Genomic DNA, 15,837 nt, shown 5'->3' with positions numbered 1-15,837 from the left:
CCCCGTCTGCACGGAGTCGTTCATGAGCATCGAAGATCTTGAAAGCATCGCCCAGGCGATGGTCGCGCCCGGCAAGGGCATCATCGCGATCGACGAATCGACCAACACGATCCGCAAGCGCTTCGAGGCGGTGGGCATCGAGAACAGCGAAGAGAACCGCCGCGCTTACCGCGAGCTGCTGCTGACCACCCCGGGCCTGAGCGAGCACATCTCCGGCGCGATCCTGTTCGACGAAACGCTCCGCCAGAAGACCAGGGACGGCGTGCCGTTCACCGAGGTCATGAAGAAGAACGGCATCATCCCCGGCATCAAGGTCGACAAGGGCCCGGTACCGCTGGCCGGTTTCCCTGGCGACGTGGTCACCGAGGGCCTGGACGGCCTGCGCGATCGCCTGGCCGAGTACGTCAAGCTTGGCGCGCAGTTCTGCAAGTGGCGGGCGGTGATCAATATCTCCGAGGAAAATCCCAGCTCCACCGCGATCGAGGCCAATTGCCACGCGCTGGCGCGCTACGCCGCGCTGTGCCAGGAAGCCGGCCTGGTGCCGATGGTCGAGCCGGAAGTGATCATGGACGGCAACCACGCCATCGACGTCAGCTACGAAGTGCACGAGGCGGTGCTGCGCAGCCTGTTCAACGCGCTGTACGAGCAGAACGTCATGCTCGAGGGCACCATTCTGAAGGTCAGCATGGTCATCCCCGGCAAGGATTGCGACGAGCAGGCCGAGGTCGAGGAAGTGGCCGATGCCACCGTGCGCGTGCTCAAGAGCACCGTGCCGGCCTCGCTGCCGGGCATCGTGTTCCTCTCCGGCGGCCAGACCGACGAACAGTCGACCGCGCACCTCAACGCCATGAACCGCATCGGCCCGCACCCGTGGCCGCTGTCGTTCTCCTACGGCCGCGCGATGCAGCAGGCGGCGTTGAAGCTGTGGTCCAAGGACATGAAGGCCAACTACGCCGAGGCGCAGAAGACCGTCGCTGCTCGCGCCAAGGAGAATGGCTTGGCGGCGCTGGGGCAGTGGAACGGTTGAGTTTCCAGGCCAGGCTTGTAGAAAGGGGCGCCGCAAGGCGCCCTTTTTTTGCTCCCTCTCCCCTCCGGGGAGAGGGTTGGGGTGAGGGCCGGGGCTCGCGGGGAAGTTCGCGGGCCGGTGCTTGCCTGTCGCTCTTGCGGGTCTTCCCGCGAGTGGCCGGATGGCGAAGAGCTTCCGATCGCCTGCGGCGCTCGGGTCACTTTCTTTGCTGGCCCAAAGAAAGTAACCAAAGAAACGGCCTGGCTTAGCCCGGTGAGGGATAAGAGCTAGGTGCCACCGCGCCTTGCCGAGCGAGTCCTCGCTCACAGAGGAGCTGCCGCGGCTATACCGCGGGCGCTCGGGAGCTACGGCAGAAGTCACCCGGGTTCGTGTTTGCGGCGCGCTGCTCTCTTTCCCGAAACAGAGAGCGAGCAAAAAAGAAGGGCGCCCGCGTGCGCCCTTCTCTCATGAAGACGCATCCCTGCGCCATAGGCATCAGAACCGATATTCGGCGCTGATCGACACCATGTTGGTGCTCAGGTCCACCTGGTCCTTCTCGGCGTCGTAATGGTCGTAGTTCAGGCCCACGCTCATGTTGTTGCTGAAGTCGTAGCCCACGCCCGCACCGGCGTACCAGCTGGTGTCGTCCAGGCTCTTGCGCACCGGATCGACGTCGTTGCTCAGGCCATGGCCCTTCCAGCTGTACAGGCCCGCGCGCGCACTGACGTACCAGTTCGGCGCCAGGTTGAAGTGGCCGTTCACGCCGGCGGTCCAGCCGTGCAGCTGCGAGCGGCCCTCCTCGACCACGTCGTTGCTGTTGAAGACGTTCTTGACGTGGATGTTGCCCAGGTCGTTGTAGCCCGCCTCCACGCCGAACGCCACGGACGGGTTGACCGCCCAGCGGTAGCCGCCGCCGATCGCGTAGCCGGTGTCGTTGTCGTCGTAGGGGCCGTTGTCGATCGAGGTGCGGCCGACGTTGCCGTTGACGAACCAGCCATCGTTATGGGTCGGCGCGCTCTGCGCGAACGCGGCCGGAACGGCCATCAGGCCAGCGGAAGCAAAGGCAAGGGCAAGTAGGGTCTTTTTCATGGGAGATTCTCCTGTTGTTGTGACGATCGCTGGGGAAGGCGATCGTGCACACCGCCGGTTTGGGGAGAACGGGCGATGCGTGGAACCTTGGATGTGGTCGGGCGCCGAAAGATTCAATGCGCATGAGCGCTGCGGTAATTTGCCGTTAAGCTGGGTGAAGTCGCCGAGCGGACGCATGGACGTCCTTGCGAGCCTCTCGCATGCGCAGAAAAAAGGCTTCGTGGAGCATGCGGGATCGCGACCATTGAAGCGGCCCGAGCCTGAAGTTCCGCGGTATGCGTGCCGCGGCGATTAAGGCCGAATTAATCCCGTCCGGGCCTGCGATGACGCGACAGTAACCGCCCGATCGGCGACAATTGGCGCTTTGCCGCTTGCCCGGAGACCCGACCGATGACCACCCGCCGCGAACTCGCCAACGCCGTGCGCGCCCTCGCCATGGACGCCGTCGAGGCGGCCAAGTCAGGCCATCCCGGCATGCCCATGGGCATGGCCGACATTGCCGAAGTGCTGTGGAACGACTTCCTGCAGCACAACCCGGCCAATCCCAAGTGGCCCAACCGTGACCGCTTCTTGCTCTCCAATGGCCACGGCTCGATGCTGCAATACGCGCTGCTGCACCTGGCCGGCTACGACCTGCCGATGGCCGAGCTCAAGCGCTTCCGCCAGTTGCATTCGAAAACCGCCGGCCACCCGGAATACGGCCATACCCCCGGCGTGGAAACCACCACCGGTCCGCTGGGCCAGGGCCTCGCCAATGCGGTGGGTTTCGCGCTGGCCGAGAAGGTACTTGCGGCGCACTTCAACCGTCCGGACCACGCCGTGGTCGACCACCACACCTACGTGTTCCTCGGCGACGGCTGCCTCATGGAAGGCATCTCGCACGAGGCCGCGTCGCTGGCCGGCACCTGGGCGCTGGGCAAGCTGGTGGCGATCTATGACGACAACGGCATCTCCATCGACGGCGAGGTCGAGGGCTGGTTCACCGACGATACCGCCAAGCGTTTCGAGGCCTATGGCTGGAACGTGATTCCCAACGTCGACGGCCACGACGCCGAGGCGATCAAGCGTGCGATCACCCAGGCCACCGCGCAGAGCGACAAGCCCACCCTGATCTGCGCCAGGACCATCATCGGCTTCGGCGCGCCGCACAAGCAGGGCAAGGAAGAAAGCCACGGCGCGCCGCTGGGCAAGGACGAAATCGCCGCCGCGCGCGAACAGCTGGGCTGGAACCATCCGCCGTTCGAGATCCCGGCCGACATCTATGCCGGCTGGGACGCCAAATCCAAGGGTGCCGAGCGCGAAAAGGCCTGGAACGACGCGCTGGACGCCTACGCCAAGGCGCACCCGGAGCTGGCCGCCGAGTTCAAGCGCCGCCTCGCCGGCGAGCTGCCGGCCGACTGGGTCGACAAGGCGCAGGCGTATATCGCCAGGATGCAGGCCGAAGGTCCGGAAGTGGCCTCGCGCAAGGCCTCGCAGATGGCCCTGGACGCCTTCGGCCCGCTGCTGCCGGAACTGATCGGCGGCTCGGCGGACCTGGCCGGGTCCAACCTCACCAAGTGGAAGGGCAGCAAGGACGCCGGCAACGGCAACAGCAGCGAGGGCCAGGGCAACTACGTCTACTACGGCGTGCGCGAGTTCGGCATGACCGCGATCGCCAACGGCCTGGCGCTGCACGGCGGCTTCATTCCCTATGACGCCACCTTCCTGGTGTTCTCCGACTACGCGCGCAACGCCGTGCGCATGAGCGCGCTGATCCCCGCGCACGCGATCCACGTCTACACCCATGATTCGATCGGCCTGGGCGAGGACGGCCCGACCCACCAGCCGGTCGAGCACCTGGCGAGCCTGCGCTACATCCCGAACAACCAGGTGTGGCGCCCCTGCGACGCGGTCGAATCGGCGGTGTGCTGGAAGGCGGCCATCGAGCGCAAGGGCAACCCGGCGTGCCTGGTGTTCTCGCGGCAGGCCTTGAAGCACCAGCAGCGCAGCGAGCAGCAGGTCGCCGACATCGCGCGCGGCGCGTACGTCCTTTCCGATCCGGCCGACACGAAGTTCAAGGCGATCATCATCGCGACCGGCTCCGAAGTGGAACTGGCGATGGAAGCGGCGCGCACGCTGGGCCAGCAGGGCACGCCGGTGCGCGTGGTCTCCATGCCGTGCACCGAGGTGTTCGACGAGCAGCCGCCGGAGTACCGCGAAGGCATCCTGCCCGCCTGGTGCCGCGCGCGCGTGGCGGTGGAAGCGGCCACGGCCGACTACTGGCGCAAGTACGTCGGCCTGGACGGCGAAGTCATCGGCATGACCTCGTTCGGCGCATCGGCCCCCGCGCCGCAGCTGTTCGAGCATTTCGGCTTCACCGTCACCAGCGTGGTGGACGCGGTCAAGCGCACGATCGGCTGACCGACCACTGCCCATCGGACCATTGGATGCTCATGGCTGACCTCGATCCATTCCTTGTCTTCGGCGCGCCAGCCCTGGGCGAGGACGAAATCGCCGAAGTGGTCGCATGCATGCGCTCGGGCTGGCTCGGTACAGGGCCGCGCACGGCGCGCTTCGAACACGAGTTCGCCGGCTATCGACGGGTCATGCCAAACCAGGTGGCGGCGGTAAATTCCTGCACGGCCGCCTTGCACGTCAGCATGATCGCGGCCGGGTTGGAGCGGGGCGCGGAAGTAATCACTACGCCGTTGACCTTCTGCGCCACGATCAATGCCATCGAACACGCGGCTCTCAAGCCGGTCCTCGCCGACGTCGACCCGGTTACGCAAAATATCGATCCGGACGCGATCGAGGCCGCCATAACCCCGCGGACGCAGGCAATCCTGCCGGTGCATTTCGCGGGCCGGCCCTGCGAAATGGATCGAATCATGGCGATCGCCGAGCGCCACGGGCTCGTGGTGATCGAGGATTGCGCGCATGCCATCGAGAGCGAATTCCACGGGCAACCCCTGGGCACGTTCGGGCAATTTGGCTGCTTCAGCTTCTATGTCACGAAGAACGTAGTGACCGGTGAGGGAGGCATGATCGTCGGCCGCGATGTCGAACATATCGCCCGCGCACGCATGCTTGCTTTACATGGGATGAGCAAGGATGCGTGGCATCGGTTCGGCGACACCGGATACAAGCACTACCAGGTGCTCGAGTGCGGATTCAAATACAACATGATGGATCTGCAGGCAGCCATTGGCCTGGTTCAACTGGCCAAGGTTGAAGCACATTGGCAGCGTCGGCTTGCCATATGGCACCGTTATGACGAAGCGTTTGCCGATCTACCGCTCGGGCTGCCCGCGCCGCCCGCGCCGAACACGCGTCACGGCCTGCATTTGTATACCGTCATGATCGATCCGGGCCGCTGCGGCATGACCCGGGATGGCTTTCTTGACGCCATGAACACTGCTCGTATCGGCACCGGCGTGCACTATCTTTCCGTGCCTGAGCATCCCTATTACCAGCGCCACCACGGCTGGAGGCCTGAACAATGGCCGCATGCCATGAGCCTGGGGCGCAGGACGGCGAGCTTGCCTTTGTCGCCCGCGTTGTCCGACGAGGATGTGGAGAGGGTGATCGCCGCTGTTCGGCGAATCGTGCTGGCGAAGGTGCCCAACCGGCTGGCGGGGGCTTAGCGGCGGCGGAGTGCGACGCCGACACGCGCGCAACGCGCCCGGACGGGCCAGGCGCACGATCGTCTGCTCGCCGGTGTGGCTCCTCCCCCTGCTTGCAGGGGGAGGTTGGGAGGGGGGTAGTCCGTTCGGAGCGTGAGAGCACCCCTCCCCAACCCTCCCCTGCAAGCAGGGGAGGGAGCGGGTTTACTGTAGGAACGCACCCTGTGCGCGACCGCAGGGCATGCCGCTTCGGCCGGTCGCGCACAGGGTGCGCCTCTAGAAAGTGCAGGGAATCAGGAGCTCAGGCCGAGCAGGACGCCCAGCTCGTCCGGCGTGGCGGCGATGGCCGTCGCGCCGGCCTGCTCCAGCTCCGCGCGACTGCCGAAACCCCACAGCACACCGATGCCGCGCACGCGGTTGGCCACCGCGCCTTCGATGTCGAAGTGACGGTCGCCGATCATCACGGTCTCCTCCGCTCGCGCGCCGAAGTCCGCCATGGCGGTGGCGATCATGTCGGCCTTTTCGCTGTTGGCGCTTGACGGGGCGGGCCCGTACAACCGCAGGAACGCCCGCGCGAACGGCAGTTGCGCCAGGATCGGCTCGGCGTGCCGGTGCGGCTTGCCGGTGACGATGGCCAGTTGGTGGCCGGCGTCGAGCAGGCGACCGATCAGCGGCTCGATGCCCGGATACACCGTGTGCTCGCGCCAGCCATGCGTGTCGAAGCGTTCATGGTAATGCTCGACCGCCGCCTCGATCCGCGCCGTGTCGTGATCGAGCAACGGCGCGAAGCTGTGCCGCAGCGGCGGGCCGATCCAGCGGCGCAGTTCCTCCGCGGCCGGAATCGTCACGCGCAGACGCTCCAGCGCGTGCTTCACGCACGCGGTGATCCCGTGTTCGGAATCGATCAGCGTGCCGTCGAGGTCGAACAGGCAGAGCATCAGCCGTTCGCACGCGCCTTGAGCGCGGCGACCGCCGGCAGTTCCTTGCCTTCGAGGAATTCCAGGAATGCGCCGCCGCCGGTGGAGATGTAGGACACCTCGTCGGCGATGCCGTATTTGTCCACCGCCGCCAGCGTGTCGCCGCCGCCGGCGATGGAGAAGGCCCTGGACTCGGCGATCGCCTGCGCCAGCGTTTGCGTGCCCTTGCCGAAGGCGTCGAATTCGAACACGCCGACCGGGCCGTTCCAGACCACCGTGCCGGCCTTGGCGATCAATTCGGCATAGCGCTGCGCGGTTTCCGGACCGATATCGAGGATCATCTCGCCGCCCTTGACCGCATCGACCGGCTTGACCGTGGCCGGCGCGTTGGCGGAAAACTCCGGCGCCACCACCACGTCGACCGGCAGCGGCACTTCGGCGCCGCGGCGCTTGGCGTCGGCGATGACTTTGCGGGCCGCGTCGAGCAGGTCCGGCTCGTACAAGGAATTGCCCACGCCGTAACCGGCAGCCGCGATGAAGGTGTTGGCGATGCCGCCGCCGACGATCAACTGGTCGACCTTGGCCGTAAGGTTGTCCAGCAGGGTGAGCTTGGTGGACACCTTGGAGCCGGCCACGATCGCCAGCAACGGATGCGCCGGCTGCTGCAGGGCCTTGCCCAGCGCATCGAGTTCGGCGCACAGCAGCGGGCCGGCGGCGGCCTGCGGGGCGAAACGGATCACGCCGTGGGTGGACGCCTGCGCGCGGTGCGCGGTGCCGAAGGCGTCCATGACGAAGATGTCGCACAGCGCGGCGTACTGTTTCGACAGCTGCTCGTCGTCCTTGGCTTCGCCCACGTTCATGCGGCAGTTCTCCAGCACCACTACTTCGCCCTCGGCGACGTCCACACCGTCGAGGTAGTCGGCGACCAGGCGCACCGGCGTGCCGAGCTTGTCGCCCAGCCAGGTGGCGACCGGCGCGAGCGAGGATTCGCCGTCGAATTGGCCTTCCTTCGGGCGGCCCAGATGCGAGAGCACCATCACCTTCGCTCCGGCGTCGCGTGCCGCCCGGATTGTCGGCAGCGCCGCGTCCAGGCGCTGCGTCGAGGTGATGCGGCCGTCGTCGATCGGCACGTTCAGGTCTTCGCGGATCAGCACGCGCTTGCCGCGCAACTCCAGATCGCTCATGCGGGTGATGGACACGGTGCCACTCCTCGGACAGATACGGTAATCGCACGCCCCGCGTGGGCGCGAACCGCCTATTGTCCGGCCCGGGTCCCCATGATGCAACGCCGCAACGGGCGCCCGGCCACTCGCGTGCAGGACGCGCGCGCTGGCGCCTGCCCGGTTTATGCTGCGGCCACCACAGCAGGGAGAAACCCATGGCAGCGGAACTGTTGGCGTTGTACGGCTACTGGCGCTCCAGCGCGGTGTACCGCGTGCGCATCGCGCTCAACCTCAAGGGCCTGCGTTACGAGACCCGGCCGGTGCACTTGCTGCGCGATGGCGGCGAGCAGCACGGCGAGGCCTACCGCGCACTCAACCCGCAGCAGTTGATTCCCTGCCTGCGCGACGGCGAGCGCGTGCTCACTCAGTCGATGGCGATCATGGAATACCTGGAGGAAACCCATCCCGAACCGCCCCTGCTGCCGGCCGATGCGCGCAGCCGGGCCCGCGTGCGGGCGCTGGCCATGGCGGTGGGCAGCGACATCCATCCGCTGGGCAACCTGCGGGTGCTGCAGTATCTGCAGGGCGAGCTGGGCGTCGACGAGGCGCAGAAGCTGGCCTGGTCGCGGCACTGGATCGAGGTCGGCTTCGACGCGCTCGAGACGATGCTTGCCGGCAATTCGGCGACCGGCCGCTACTGCCACGGAGACACCCCCGGCCTGGCCGACGCCTGCCTGGTGCCGCAGGCCTACAACGCGCTGCGTTGGGAGTTGCCGATGGATCGCTGGCCGACCATTGCGCGCATCCATGCCGCGTGCAATGAGCTGGAGGCGTTCCGGCAGGCGGCGCCCGAACATCAGCCCGACGCGCCGTAACGCCCGTATCGGGTAGGGTGGGCTTCAGCCCACCATCGCCTCGCCGGAAACTTCGGCGGTCGGCTTCGTAGAGGCGCGGACCGCCGGGCAGGCTTTCCCGCGAGCGGGGTGGTGGGCTGATGCCCACCCTACGCCCGCCATGCTCTAGGCCGGCGCGCGCACCAGCAGCACGTCGGTGGGGATCGCCGGCACGATCCGCCGCGAGGTACCGCCGACCAGCAGGTGGAACGCCATGCCGCGGCGGAAGGCGCTGATCACCACCAGGTCGGCCTCTTTTTCGACCACGTACCCGCGCAGCATGGCTTCGGGATGGCCATGTTCGACCAGCGGCTGCACCTGCGCGCGGACCTCGGCCGGCAGCGGCGTGTCGGCGAGGAACGACTGCATGGTCGCCATCTCCATCCGCGCCAGCTGCTCGCCGCGTCCGGCGTCCAGCCACAGCGACTTGTAGGGGATGTCCAGCACGTGCATCAGCGCCAGCCGGGCGGCAGGGAACCAGCCGGCCGCCGCGGTCAGGCCGTGGCGTGATTCGTCGGTGAAGTCGGTGCCGACCAGCACGTGCGCGTAGCCGCCATGCGGGCGCTCGCGCACCACCAGCAGCGAGGCCGGGGATCTGCGCAGCAGGTATTCGGTGACATGGCCCAGCGAGCCGTGCGCGGCCGCTTCGCTGGTGCCGAGCACGATCAGGTCGCACTGCTCGCGCGTGGCCGTTGCCAGGATCGTGTCGGCCGGGTCGCCTTCGGTGACGTGCAGTACGAGGCCGGGCACCTCCTCGCGCAAGTCGCGGCGGATCTGCCGTTCGGCCACCGCCGCATTGGTCGGCGCCTGGCGCCCGGATGGCGCGGGTGCGGTGGGCCAGCTCTCGTCGCTGCCGAGGGTCAGCACGTGGACGACGTGCAGGGTGGCCTGCCATTGCCGCGCCAATTGTACGGCGCGGTCCAGCGCGCGATCCGAATGGCTGCGCAGGTCGGTGGCCAGCAGGATCCTGCATGGTGGTTCGAAGGACGTCGTGCGGTCGGTCATGCGCTCCCCCTCCGGCTGATGAGTGGCGCGGTGGCTCGGGCCTGGCCCGACTATAGAGCTTTGCCGGTGGAGCGGGACGGCCTGTAGACTCGGGTGTGACGGTCCCCACCGGCGCCGCCGCGACAGCCCTCGACAGGATCCGTGCGCCCCGTCCCCGCGGTGGCCGCGTGGATGTTCGCGCACCACGTGGCCGGTGGATGCCCGCCCTTCCACGAACGGTGGCCTGATGCCCTACGACACAGCCGCGCTCGCCATTCTCTGCCTGCCGTTCGCGGCCAGCATGGTGGCGCCGTGGTTGCGCGGGCGGCGGGCGGCTACCGGACTGATGCTGGTCACTGCGGCGATCGGGCTGGTGTTGTCGGCGGCGCTGCATCCGGCACTGGCCGATGGCGCGGCGCTGCGCAGCATTGTCCACTGGGTGCCGTCGCTGGGGCTGGAATTGGTGCTGCGGGTGGACGGCTTTTCCTGGCTGTTCCTGATGCTGATCTGCGGCATCGGCCTGCTGGTGGGCGTGTATGCGCGCTACTACATGCCGCCGGAGGATCCGCTCTCGCGCTTCTATGCGCTGTTGCTGGCGTTCATGGGCTCGATGCTGGGCGTGGTGATGTCCGGCAACGTGATCCAGCTGGTGTTCTTCTGGGAGCTGACCAGCCTGTTCTCGTTCCTGCTGATCGGCTACTGGAACCAGGGCGCCTCGGCGCGCGAGGGCGCGCGCATGGCGCTGATCGTCACCGGCGGCGGAGGATTGTGCCTGTTCGCCGGCATGATGCTGCTGGGCCACATCGCCGGCAGCTACGACCTGGACGTGATCCTCGCCGCCGGCGAGCGCGTGCGCGCCGCGCCGCTGTACACGCCGATGCTCGTGCTGGTGCTGCTGGGCGCACTGACCAAGAGCGCGCAGTTCCCGTTCCACTTCTGGCTGCCGCAGGCGATGTCTGCACCCACGCCGGTGTCCTCGTTCCTGCACTCGGCGACGATGGTCAAGGCCGGCGTGTTCCTGCTGTTGCGCTTCTGGCCGGTGCTCTCCGGTACCGACGCCTGGTTCTGGATCGTCGGCGGCGCCGGCTTGCTCAGCCTGCTGCTGGGCGCGGCCGCGGCGGTGTTCCAGCAGGACATCAAGGCCGTGCTGGCGTATTCGACCATCAGCCACCTGGGCCTGATCACCATGCTGCTGGGCCTGGGCAGCACGCTGGGCGCGGTGGCGGCGATCTTCCACATCGTCAACCACGCCACCTTCAAGGCCTCGCTGTTCATGGCCGCCGGCGCGGTCGACCACGAGACCGGCACGCGCGATCTGCGCAAGCTCGGGGGCTTGAGCCGGGTGATGCCGATCACCGCCACGCTGGCGGTGATCTCCGGCGCGGCGATGGCCGGCGTGCCGCTGCTCAACGGTTTCCTGTCCAAGGAGATGTTCTTCGCCGTGGCGCTGACCACCCATCGCGGCGCGGTGGTCGATGCGCTGGCCGGTTCGATCGCGGTGCTGGCCAGTGCGTTTTCGGTGGTCTATTCGCTGCGCTTCGTGATCGGCGTGTTCTTCGGCCGCCCGCGCGCGATGTTGCCGCGGCAGCCGCACGAGCCGCCGCGCTGGATGCGCCTGCCGATCGGCCTGCTGGCGCTGGCCTGCGTGCTGGTGGGCGTACTGCCGGCGCTGGTGATCGGGCCGTCGCTGCACGCGGCGGCGCGCGCGGTGCTGGGCGCCGCCACGCCGGCATTCAACCTGGCGGTCTGGCACGGGCTGACGTCGCCGCTGCTGATGAGCGCGGTGGCGTTCGCCTCCGGCTGCATCATCTACGCGCTGCTGCGGGGCTGGTTCGCCGGACGCGAGACGCTGCCGCTGCTGGGGCGCCTGAGTGGCCGGCTGATGTTCGAGCGCCTGTTGGCGCTGCTCACCTCGACGTTGCCGGGGACGCTGGAGCGCGCCTTTCCCGGTCGCCGTCTGCAAACGCAACTGCTTCTGATCGTGCTGGCGGCGATGGTCGCCGCCTCGCTGGCGATGTGGGGCACGCCGCTGCGCTTCGGCCTGCGCGCCTCGGGCGTGGACCCGGCCTTCGCGCTGCTGTGGCTGCTCGGTGCCGCGTGCGCGGTGGGCGCGGCGTGGCAGGCGAAGTTCCACCGGCTGGCCGCGCTGCTGCTCACCGGCGGGGCGGGGCTGGTGTCGTGCGTGAGCTTCGTGTGGTTGTCGGCGCCGGACCTGGCGGCAACCCAGTTGCTGGTGGAGGTGGTCACCACCATCGTGATCCTGCTCGGCCTGCGCTGGCTGCCCAAGCGGATCGCTGGATTGTCGCCGGACGGCCGCCGTGCGCGCCTGCGCCGCTACCGCGACGCGCTGGTCGCCGCGGGCGCGGGGCTGGGCCTGGCGGCGCTGGCCTATGCGGCGATGTTGCATCCGGTGGCCGATTCGATCTCGCACTTCTTCCTGGAGCGCGCCTACCGAGAGGGCGGCGGGCACAACGTGGTCAACGTGATCCTGGTCGATTTCCGCGGTTTCGACACGCTGGGCGAAATCAGCGTGCTGGCGATCGTGGCGTTGACCGTGTTCGCCTTGCTGCGCCGGTTCCGGCCGGCGGTGGAGAGCGTCGATGCGCCCGCGCAGCAACGGCTGCAGGCCGCCTGGGATGCGGCCAACGGCGAGGGCGCGCAGCCGGCGCTGGCCGACTATCTGCGCATTCCCGGGCTGATCATCCAGTTGATGACGCCGGTGATCGCGCTCTTCGGCGTGCATCTGTTCCTGCGCGGACACGATCTGCCCGGCGGCGGGTTTGCCGCCGGCATCACCGTGTCGGTAGCGCTGGTCCTGCTGTACATGGCACGCGGCGCGCGCTGGGTGGAGACGCGGCTGCGCGTGGCGCCGGTGCGCTGGATCGGCGCCGGGCTGCTGCTGGCGGTGGCCACGGGGGTGGGCTCGATGCTGTTGGGCTATCCGTTCCTTACCTCGCACACCAGCCATCCGGTATTGCCGCTGCTGGGCGACGTGCCGCTGGCCACCGCGATGCTGTTCGACCTGGGCGTGTTCTGCGTGGTGGTCGGCGCGACGTCGCTGATGCTGGTGGCGCTGGCGCACCAGTCGCTGCGCCGACCGCGCGTGCTGGCCGACGACGGGGAGGGCGGCTGATGGAACTGGTGCTGGCGCTGGCGATCGGCGTGCTCGCGGGCTGCGGCGTGTGGCTGCTGCTGCGCCCGCGCACCTTCCAGGTGATCATCGGGCTGACCCTGTTTTCCTATGCGGTGAACCTGTTCATCTTCTGCATCGGCGGCCTGCGCACCGGCGCCGACCCCGTGCTGCGCGACGGCGCCGACCTGTCGCAGTACACCGACCCGCTGCCGCAGGCGCTGGTGCTGACCGCGATCGTGATCGGCTTCGCCACCACCGCACTGTTCCTGGTGGTGCTGCTGGCTTCGCGCGGGCTGACCGGCAACGACCACGTCGATGGCAAGGACGGCACGCCGTGAGCGCGCACCTGCTGGTCTGCCCGATCGTGCTGCCGCTGGCGGTGGGCGCGCTGCAGTTGCTGCTGGGCGAGCGCCGCCGCGGCGCGGTGGCGGCGCTGGGCGCGGCGTCCTGCGTGGCGCTGGTGGGGCTGGCCGCAGCGCTGGTGCTGCGGGTGGGTTCGGGCGACGAGCTGGCCGCGGTCTACCGCATCGGCAACTGGCCGGCGCGCTTCGGTATCGTGCTCGTGGCCGACCGCTTGTCGGCGCTGATGCTGCTGTTGACCGCGGTGCTGGCGCTGGCGCTGCTGCCGTGCGCGCTGGCGCGCCGGCGCCAGCCGGGCGGGCCGGTGCAACCGCTGGCGCAGTTCCTGCTGATGGGCTTGAACGGCGCGTTCCTCACCGGCGACCTGTTCAACCTGTTCGTGTTCTTCGAGGTGCTGCTGGCTGCCTCCTACGGCCTGGCGCTGCACCGGCCAGGCGCGCGGCGGGTCAGCGCCGGCATGCATTACATCGTGGTGAACCTGGTCGCTTCGATGCTGTTCCTGATCGGCGTGAGCCTGATTTTCGGCGTCACCGGCACGCTCAACATGGCGGCGCTGGCGAAGCTGGTGCCGCAGGTGCCGGAGAACACCCGCGCGCTGTTGCACGCGGGGGCGGCGATCCTGGGCATCGCCTTCCTGGTCAAGGCGGCGATGTGGCCGCTGGGTTTCTGGCTGCCGCGCACTTACGCCGCCGCGCCGGCGCCGGTGGCGGCGATGTTCGCGGTGATGACCAAGGTCGGCGTGTACGTGCTGCTGCGGCTGAGCCTGCTGTTGTTCGGCGATGGCGCCGGCGCGGCGTCGGCCCATTTCGGCGCCGCTTGGCTGCTGTGGGGCGGGGTGGCGACGGTGGCGGTGGGCGTGGTCGGCATGCTGGGTGCGCGCGAGCTGGGCAAGCTGGCCGGCTACAACGTGCTGGTGTCCTCCGGCAGCCTGCTCGGCGCGATCGGCCTGCAGCAGCCGGCGGTGACCGCCGGCGCGCTGGCCTACCTGGTCGTCTCCACGCTGGCGATCGCCGCGTTCTTCCTGCTGGCCGGGCTGGTCGCACCGCGCGAGGAGGTCGATGGCGCGTCGCTGCTGGAACCCTACGACCCGACCGGCATGGCGCTGTATGCCGACGAGGACGAGAGCCGCGCCACCGTGCCGGCACCGGTGGCGCTGCTGGGCCTGAGCTTCCTGACCTGCGCGCTGGCGCTGGCCGGATTGCCGCCGTTGTCCGGGTTCCTGGCCAAGTTCGCGCTGCTGGCACCGATGCTCGAAGGCGGCGCGGGCATGGGGGCGGGTGCCACGACGCTGTTCACGCTGGTGGTCGTGGCCGGCTTCTGCACGGTGATCGCCATGTGCCGCACCGGCATCCAGATTTTCTGGGCGGACGAGGACTGGGTGTTTCCCCCTATCCGCGCGGGCGAGGCCGCCTCGGTGGTAGTGCTGCTGGCGTTGTGCCTGGCCCTGACCGTGCTGGCCGAGACGCCGCTGCGCTACCTGGCGGAAACGGCGGCGCAACTGCACGCGCCAGCGCGCTACATCCAGGCGGTGCTGCCGTGACGCCTGACGGCTCCAGGCCTTCCATGATCAGGCGATGCCTGCCGCATCCGCTGATGTCCGGCTTTCTGTTGCTGGCCTGGTTGCTGCTGCAGCGCAGCCTGGCACCGGCCACGTTGCTGGCCGGGGTGCTGGTCGCGATGGGCCTGGGCCGGGCGTTCGGCAAGCTGCGCCCGCCGGCGGCACGGATACGCAACGTGCCGCTGCTGGTGCGGCTGCTGTTGCGGGTGATGGGCGACATCGTGCGCTCCAACCTGGCGGTGGCGTGGCTGGTGCTGCGCCCGGGCGGCCAGGTGCGTTCCGGCTTCGTGTCGGTTTCGCTGGAGCTGACCGACCCCTACGGGCTGGCCGCGCTGGCCTGCATCATCACCTCCACGCCCGGCACGATCTGGGTGGACCACGATTCGACCCGCCGCGTGCTGTTGATCCACGTGCTCGACCTGGTCGACGAAGCGGCGTGGATCGGCAACATCAAGCGGCGCTACGAGCGGCCATTGCTGGAGATCTTCCAATGAGCCACGCCTTCCTTGGAATCGCGATCGTCGCGGCGCAGCTGCTGCTGCTGCTGGCGATGGCCTGTTCGATCATCCGCATGGTGCGCGGTCCGCGCGCGCAGGACCGCGTGCTGGGGCTGGATGCGCTGTACGTCAACGCGATGCTGCTGCTGCTCTCGATCGGTATCCGCACCGGCAGCGTGCTGTACGTGGAGGCGGGGTTGATCATCGCCCTGCTGGGTTTCGCCGGCACGGTGGCGTTCGCCAAGTTCCTGCTGCGCGGGGAGGTGATCGAATGAACCATCTCGATGCCTTGCCGCCGTGGGCCGCGGTGCTGGTCGGCGTGCTGGTGTTGCTGGGTGCCGGCTTTGCCTTCGTCGGTTCGCTGGGACTGCTGCGGCTGCGCGACTTCTACAAGCGCGTGCATGCGCCCACGCTGGGCACGACGTTGGGCACGTTCTTCATGGTGGTCGCCTCCATCGTCTGTTTTTCGGTGGCGCAGGGGCGGCCGGTGCTTCACGAGATGCTGATCGGCGTGTTCCTCACCCTGACCACGCCAATCACGTTGATGCTGCTGGTGCGCGCGGCGCTGTACCGCAACCGGGTCGAAGGCCAGCAGCGGGTGCCGCCGCCGCGCTGAGTGCCCGGCTCCATTTCCT

General features: G+C 68.4%; 14 protein-coding genes. 10 read left to right on the top strand and 4 right to left on the bottom strand.

What is annotated here, in order from left to right; all coding sequences use genetic code 11:
• The first annotated feature begins 22 nt into the window (after positions 1-22).
• The gene (locus OSC30_RS14695) at positions 23-1,027 is read left to right on the top strand and encodes a class I fructose-bisphosphate aldolase (protein WP_267172616.1); all 1,005 of its coding nucleotides are present in this window, start codon (positions 23-25) and stop codon (positions 1,025-1,027) included.
• 474 nt (positions 1,028-1,501) lie between these two features.
• Here the strand turns inward: OSC30_RS14695 and OSC30_RS14690 are convergent, their stop codons facing one another.
• Positions 1,502-2,095, bottom strand: coding sequence for a porin family protein (locus tag OSC30_RS14690; RefSeq protein ID WP_267172615.1), 594 nt, complete (start codon positions 2,093-2,095; stop codon positions 1,502-1,504).
• Between the two features lie 390 nt (positions 2,096-2,485).
• Between OSC30_RS14690 and tkt the strand changes: the two genes are divergently transcribed.
• Together tkt and OSC30_RS14680 are read left to right on the top strand one after the other, a co-directional pair.
• Positions 2,486-4,495 (top strand): transketolase, encoded by a 2,010-nt coding sequence (gene tkt, locus OSC30_RS14685; protein ID WP_267172614.1) that lies wholly within the window; start codon positions 2,486-2,488, stop codon positions 4,493-4,495.
• A gap of 32 nt (positions 4,496-4,527) precedes the next feature.
• A complete protein-coding gene (locus OSC30_RS14680; RefSeq protein ID WP_267172613.1) occupies positions 4,528-5,718 on the top strand; it encodes a DegT/DnrJ/EryC1/StrS family aminotransferase in 1,191 nt (396 codons plus the stop codon).
• Between the two features lie 272 nt (positions 5,719-5,990).
• Here OSC30_RS14680 and OSC30_RS14675 read toward each other — a convergent pair whose 3' ends face one another.
• Positions 5,991-6,635: an HAD hydrolase-like protein gene (locus OSC30_RS14675; RefSeq protein ID WP_267172612.1), complete on the bottom strand. Its 645-nt coding sequence runs from the start codon at positions 6,633-6,635 to the stop codon at positions 5,991-5,993.
• Entirely contained in the window at positions 6,635-7,813 is a 1,179-nt protein-coding gene (locus OSC30_RS14670) for a phosphoglycerate kinase (protein WP_267172611.1), read from the bottom strand. The genes OSC30_RS14675 and OSC30_RS14670 overlap by 1 nt, the downstream gene beginning before the upstream one ends.
• Positions 7,814-7,992: 179 nt before the next feature.
• Between OSC30_RS14670 and maiA the strand changes: the two genes are divergently transcribed.
• A complete protein-coding gene (gene maiA / locus OSC30_RS14665) occupies positions 7,993-8,652 on the top strand; it encodes a maleylacetoacetate isomerase (protein WP_267172610.1) in 660 nt (219 codons plus the stop codon).
• Positions 8,653-8,796: 144 nt separating this feature from the next.
• Here the strand turns inward: maiA and OSC30_RS14660 are convergent, their stop codons facing one another.
• Complete coding sequence (locus OSC30_RS14660) at positions 8,797-9,675, bottom strand: universal stress protein (protein WP_267172609.1); 879 nt, start codon at positions 9,673-9,675, stop codon at positions 8,797-8,799.
• Between the two features lie 226 nt (positions 9,676-9,901).
• Here OSC30_RS14660 and OSC30_RS14655 point away from each other — a divergent pair, with 226 nt between their 5' ends.
• Genes OSC30_RS14655 through mnhG form a run of 6 tightly spaced genes read left to right on the top strand, consistent with a single transcriptional unit; the run spans position 9,902 to position 15,818 of the window.
• Positions 9,902-12,787 (top strand): monovalent cation/H+ antiporter subunit A, encoded by a 2,886-nt coding sequence (locus tag OSC30_RS14655; protein WP_267172608.1) that lies wholly within the window; start codon positions 9,902-9,904, stop codon positions 12,785-12,787.
• A complete protein-coding gene (locus tag OSC30_RS14650; RefSeq protein ID WP_267172607.1) occupies positions 12,787-13,125 on the top strand; it encodes a Na+/H+ antiporter subunit C in 339 nt (112 codons plus the stop codon). The genes OSC30_RS14655 and OSC30_RS14650 overlap by 1 nt, the downstream gene beginning before the upstream one ends.
• Positions 13,122-14,687 (top strand): monovalent cation/H+ antiporter subunit D, encoded by a 1,566-nt coding sequence (locus OSC30_RS14645; RefSeq protein ID WP_267172606.1) that lies wholly within the window; start codon positions 13,122-13,124, stop codon positions 14,685-14,687. Before OSC30_RS14650 ends, OSC30_RS14645 begins: the two co-directional genes overlap by 4 nt.
• A 23-nt stretch (positions 14,688-14,710) precedes the next feature.
• Complete coding sequence (locus OSC30_RS14640; protein ID WP_267172605.1) at positions 14,711-15,199, top strand: Na+/H+ antiporter subunit E; 489 nt, start codon at positions 14,711-14,713, stop codon at positions 15,197-15,199.
• Positions 15,196-15,477, top strand: a complete 282-nt coding sequence (locus tag OSC30_RS14635) for a K+/H+ antiporter subunit F (RefSeq protein ID WP_267172604.1) — start codon at positions 15,196-15,198, stop codon at positions 15,475-15,477. The genes OSC30_RS14640 and OSC30_RS14635 overlap by 4 nt, the downstream gene beginning before the upstream one ends.
• The gene (gene mnhG / locus OSC30_RS14630; protein ID WP_267172603.1) at positions 15,474-15,818 is read left to right on the top strand and encodes a monovalent cation/H(+) antiporter subunit G; all 345 of its coding nucleotides are present in this window, start codon (positions 15,474-15,476) and stop codon (positions 15,816-15,818) included. The genes OSC30_RS14635 and mnhG overlap by 4 nt, the downstream gene beginning before the upstream one ends.
• Positions 15,819-15,837: the final 19 nt, after the last annotated feature.

The organism is Frateuria hangzhouensis (assembly GCF_026410505.1).
Taxonomy (GTDB): Bacteria; Pseudomonadota; Gammaproteobacteria; order Xanthomonadales; family Rhodanobacteraceae; genus Frateuria_A; species Frateuria_A hangzhouensis.
This window is presented reverse-complemented; position numbering and strand designations above follow the sequence as displayed.

Excerpts from the sequence above, each read along its gene's own strand:
- OSC30_RS14695 (WP_267172616.1), top strand. The coding sequence starts at position 23 with ATGAGCATCGAAGATCTTGAAAGCATCGCCCAGGCGATGGTCGCGCCC.
- OSC30_RS14690 (WP_267172615.1), bottom strand. The coding sequence starts at position 2,095 with ATGAAAAAGACCCTACTTGCCCTTGCCTTTGCTTCCGCTGGCCTGATG.
- tkt (WP_267172614.1), top strand. The coding sequence starts at position 2,486 with ATGACCACCCGCCGCGAACTCGCCAACGCCGTGCGCGCCCTCGCCATG.
- OSC30_RS14680 (WP_267172613.1), top strand. The coding sequence starts at position 4,528 with ATGGCTGACCTCGATCCATTCCTTGTCTTCGGCGCGCCAGCCCTGGGC.
- OSC30_RS14675 (WP_267172612.1), bottom strand. The coding sequence starts at position 6,635 with ATGCTCTGCCTGTTCGACCTCGACGGCACGCTGATCGATTCCGAACAC.
- maiA (WP_267172610.1), top strand. The coding sequence starts at position 7,993 with ATGGCAGCGGAACTGTTGGCGTTGTACGGCTACTGGCGCTCCAGCGCG.
- OSC30_RS14660 (WP_267172609.1), bottom strand. The coding sequence starts at position 9,675 with ATGACCGACCGCACGACGTCCTTCGAACCACCATGCAGGATCCTGCTG.
- OSC30_RS14655 (WP_267172608.1), top strand. The coding sequence starts at position 9,902 with ATGCCCTACGACACAGCCGCGCTCGCCATTCTCTGCCTGCCGTTCGCG.
- OSC30_RS14650 (WP_267172607.1), top strand. The coding sequence starts at position 12,787 with ATGGAACTGGTGCTGGCGCTGGCGATCGGCGTGCTCGCGGGCTGCGGC.
- OSC30_RS14640 (WP_267172605.1), top strand. The coding sequence starts at position 14,711 with ATGATCAGGCGATGCCTGCCGCATCCGCTGATGTCCGGCTTTCTGTTG.
- OSC30_RS14635 (WP_267172604.1), top strand. The coding sequence starts at position 15,196 with ATGAGCCACGCCTTCCTTGGAATCGCGATCGTCGCGGCGCAGCTGCTG.
- mnhG (WP_267172603.1), top strand. The coding sequence starts at position 15,474 with ATGAACCATCTCGATGCCTTGCCGCCGTGGGCCGCGGTGCTGGTCGGC.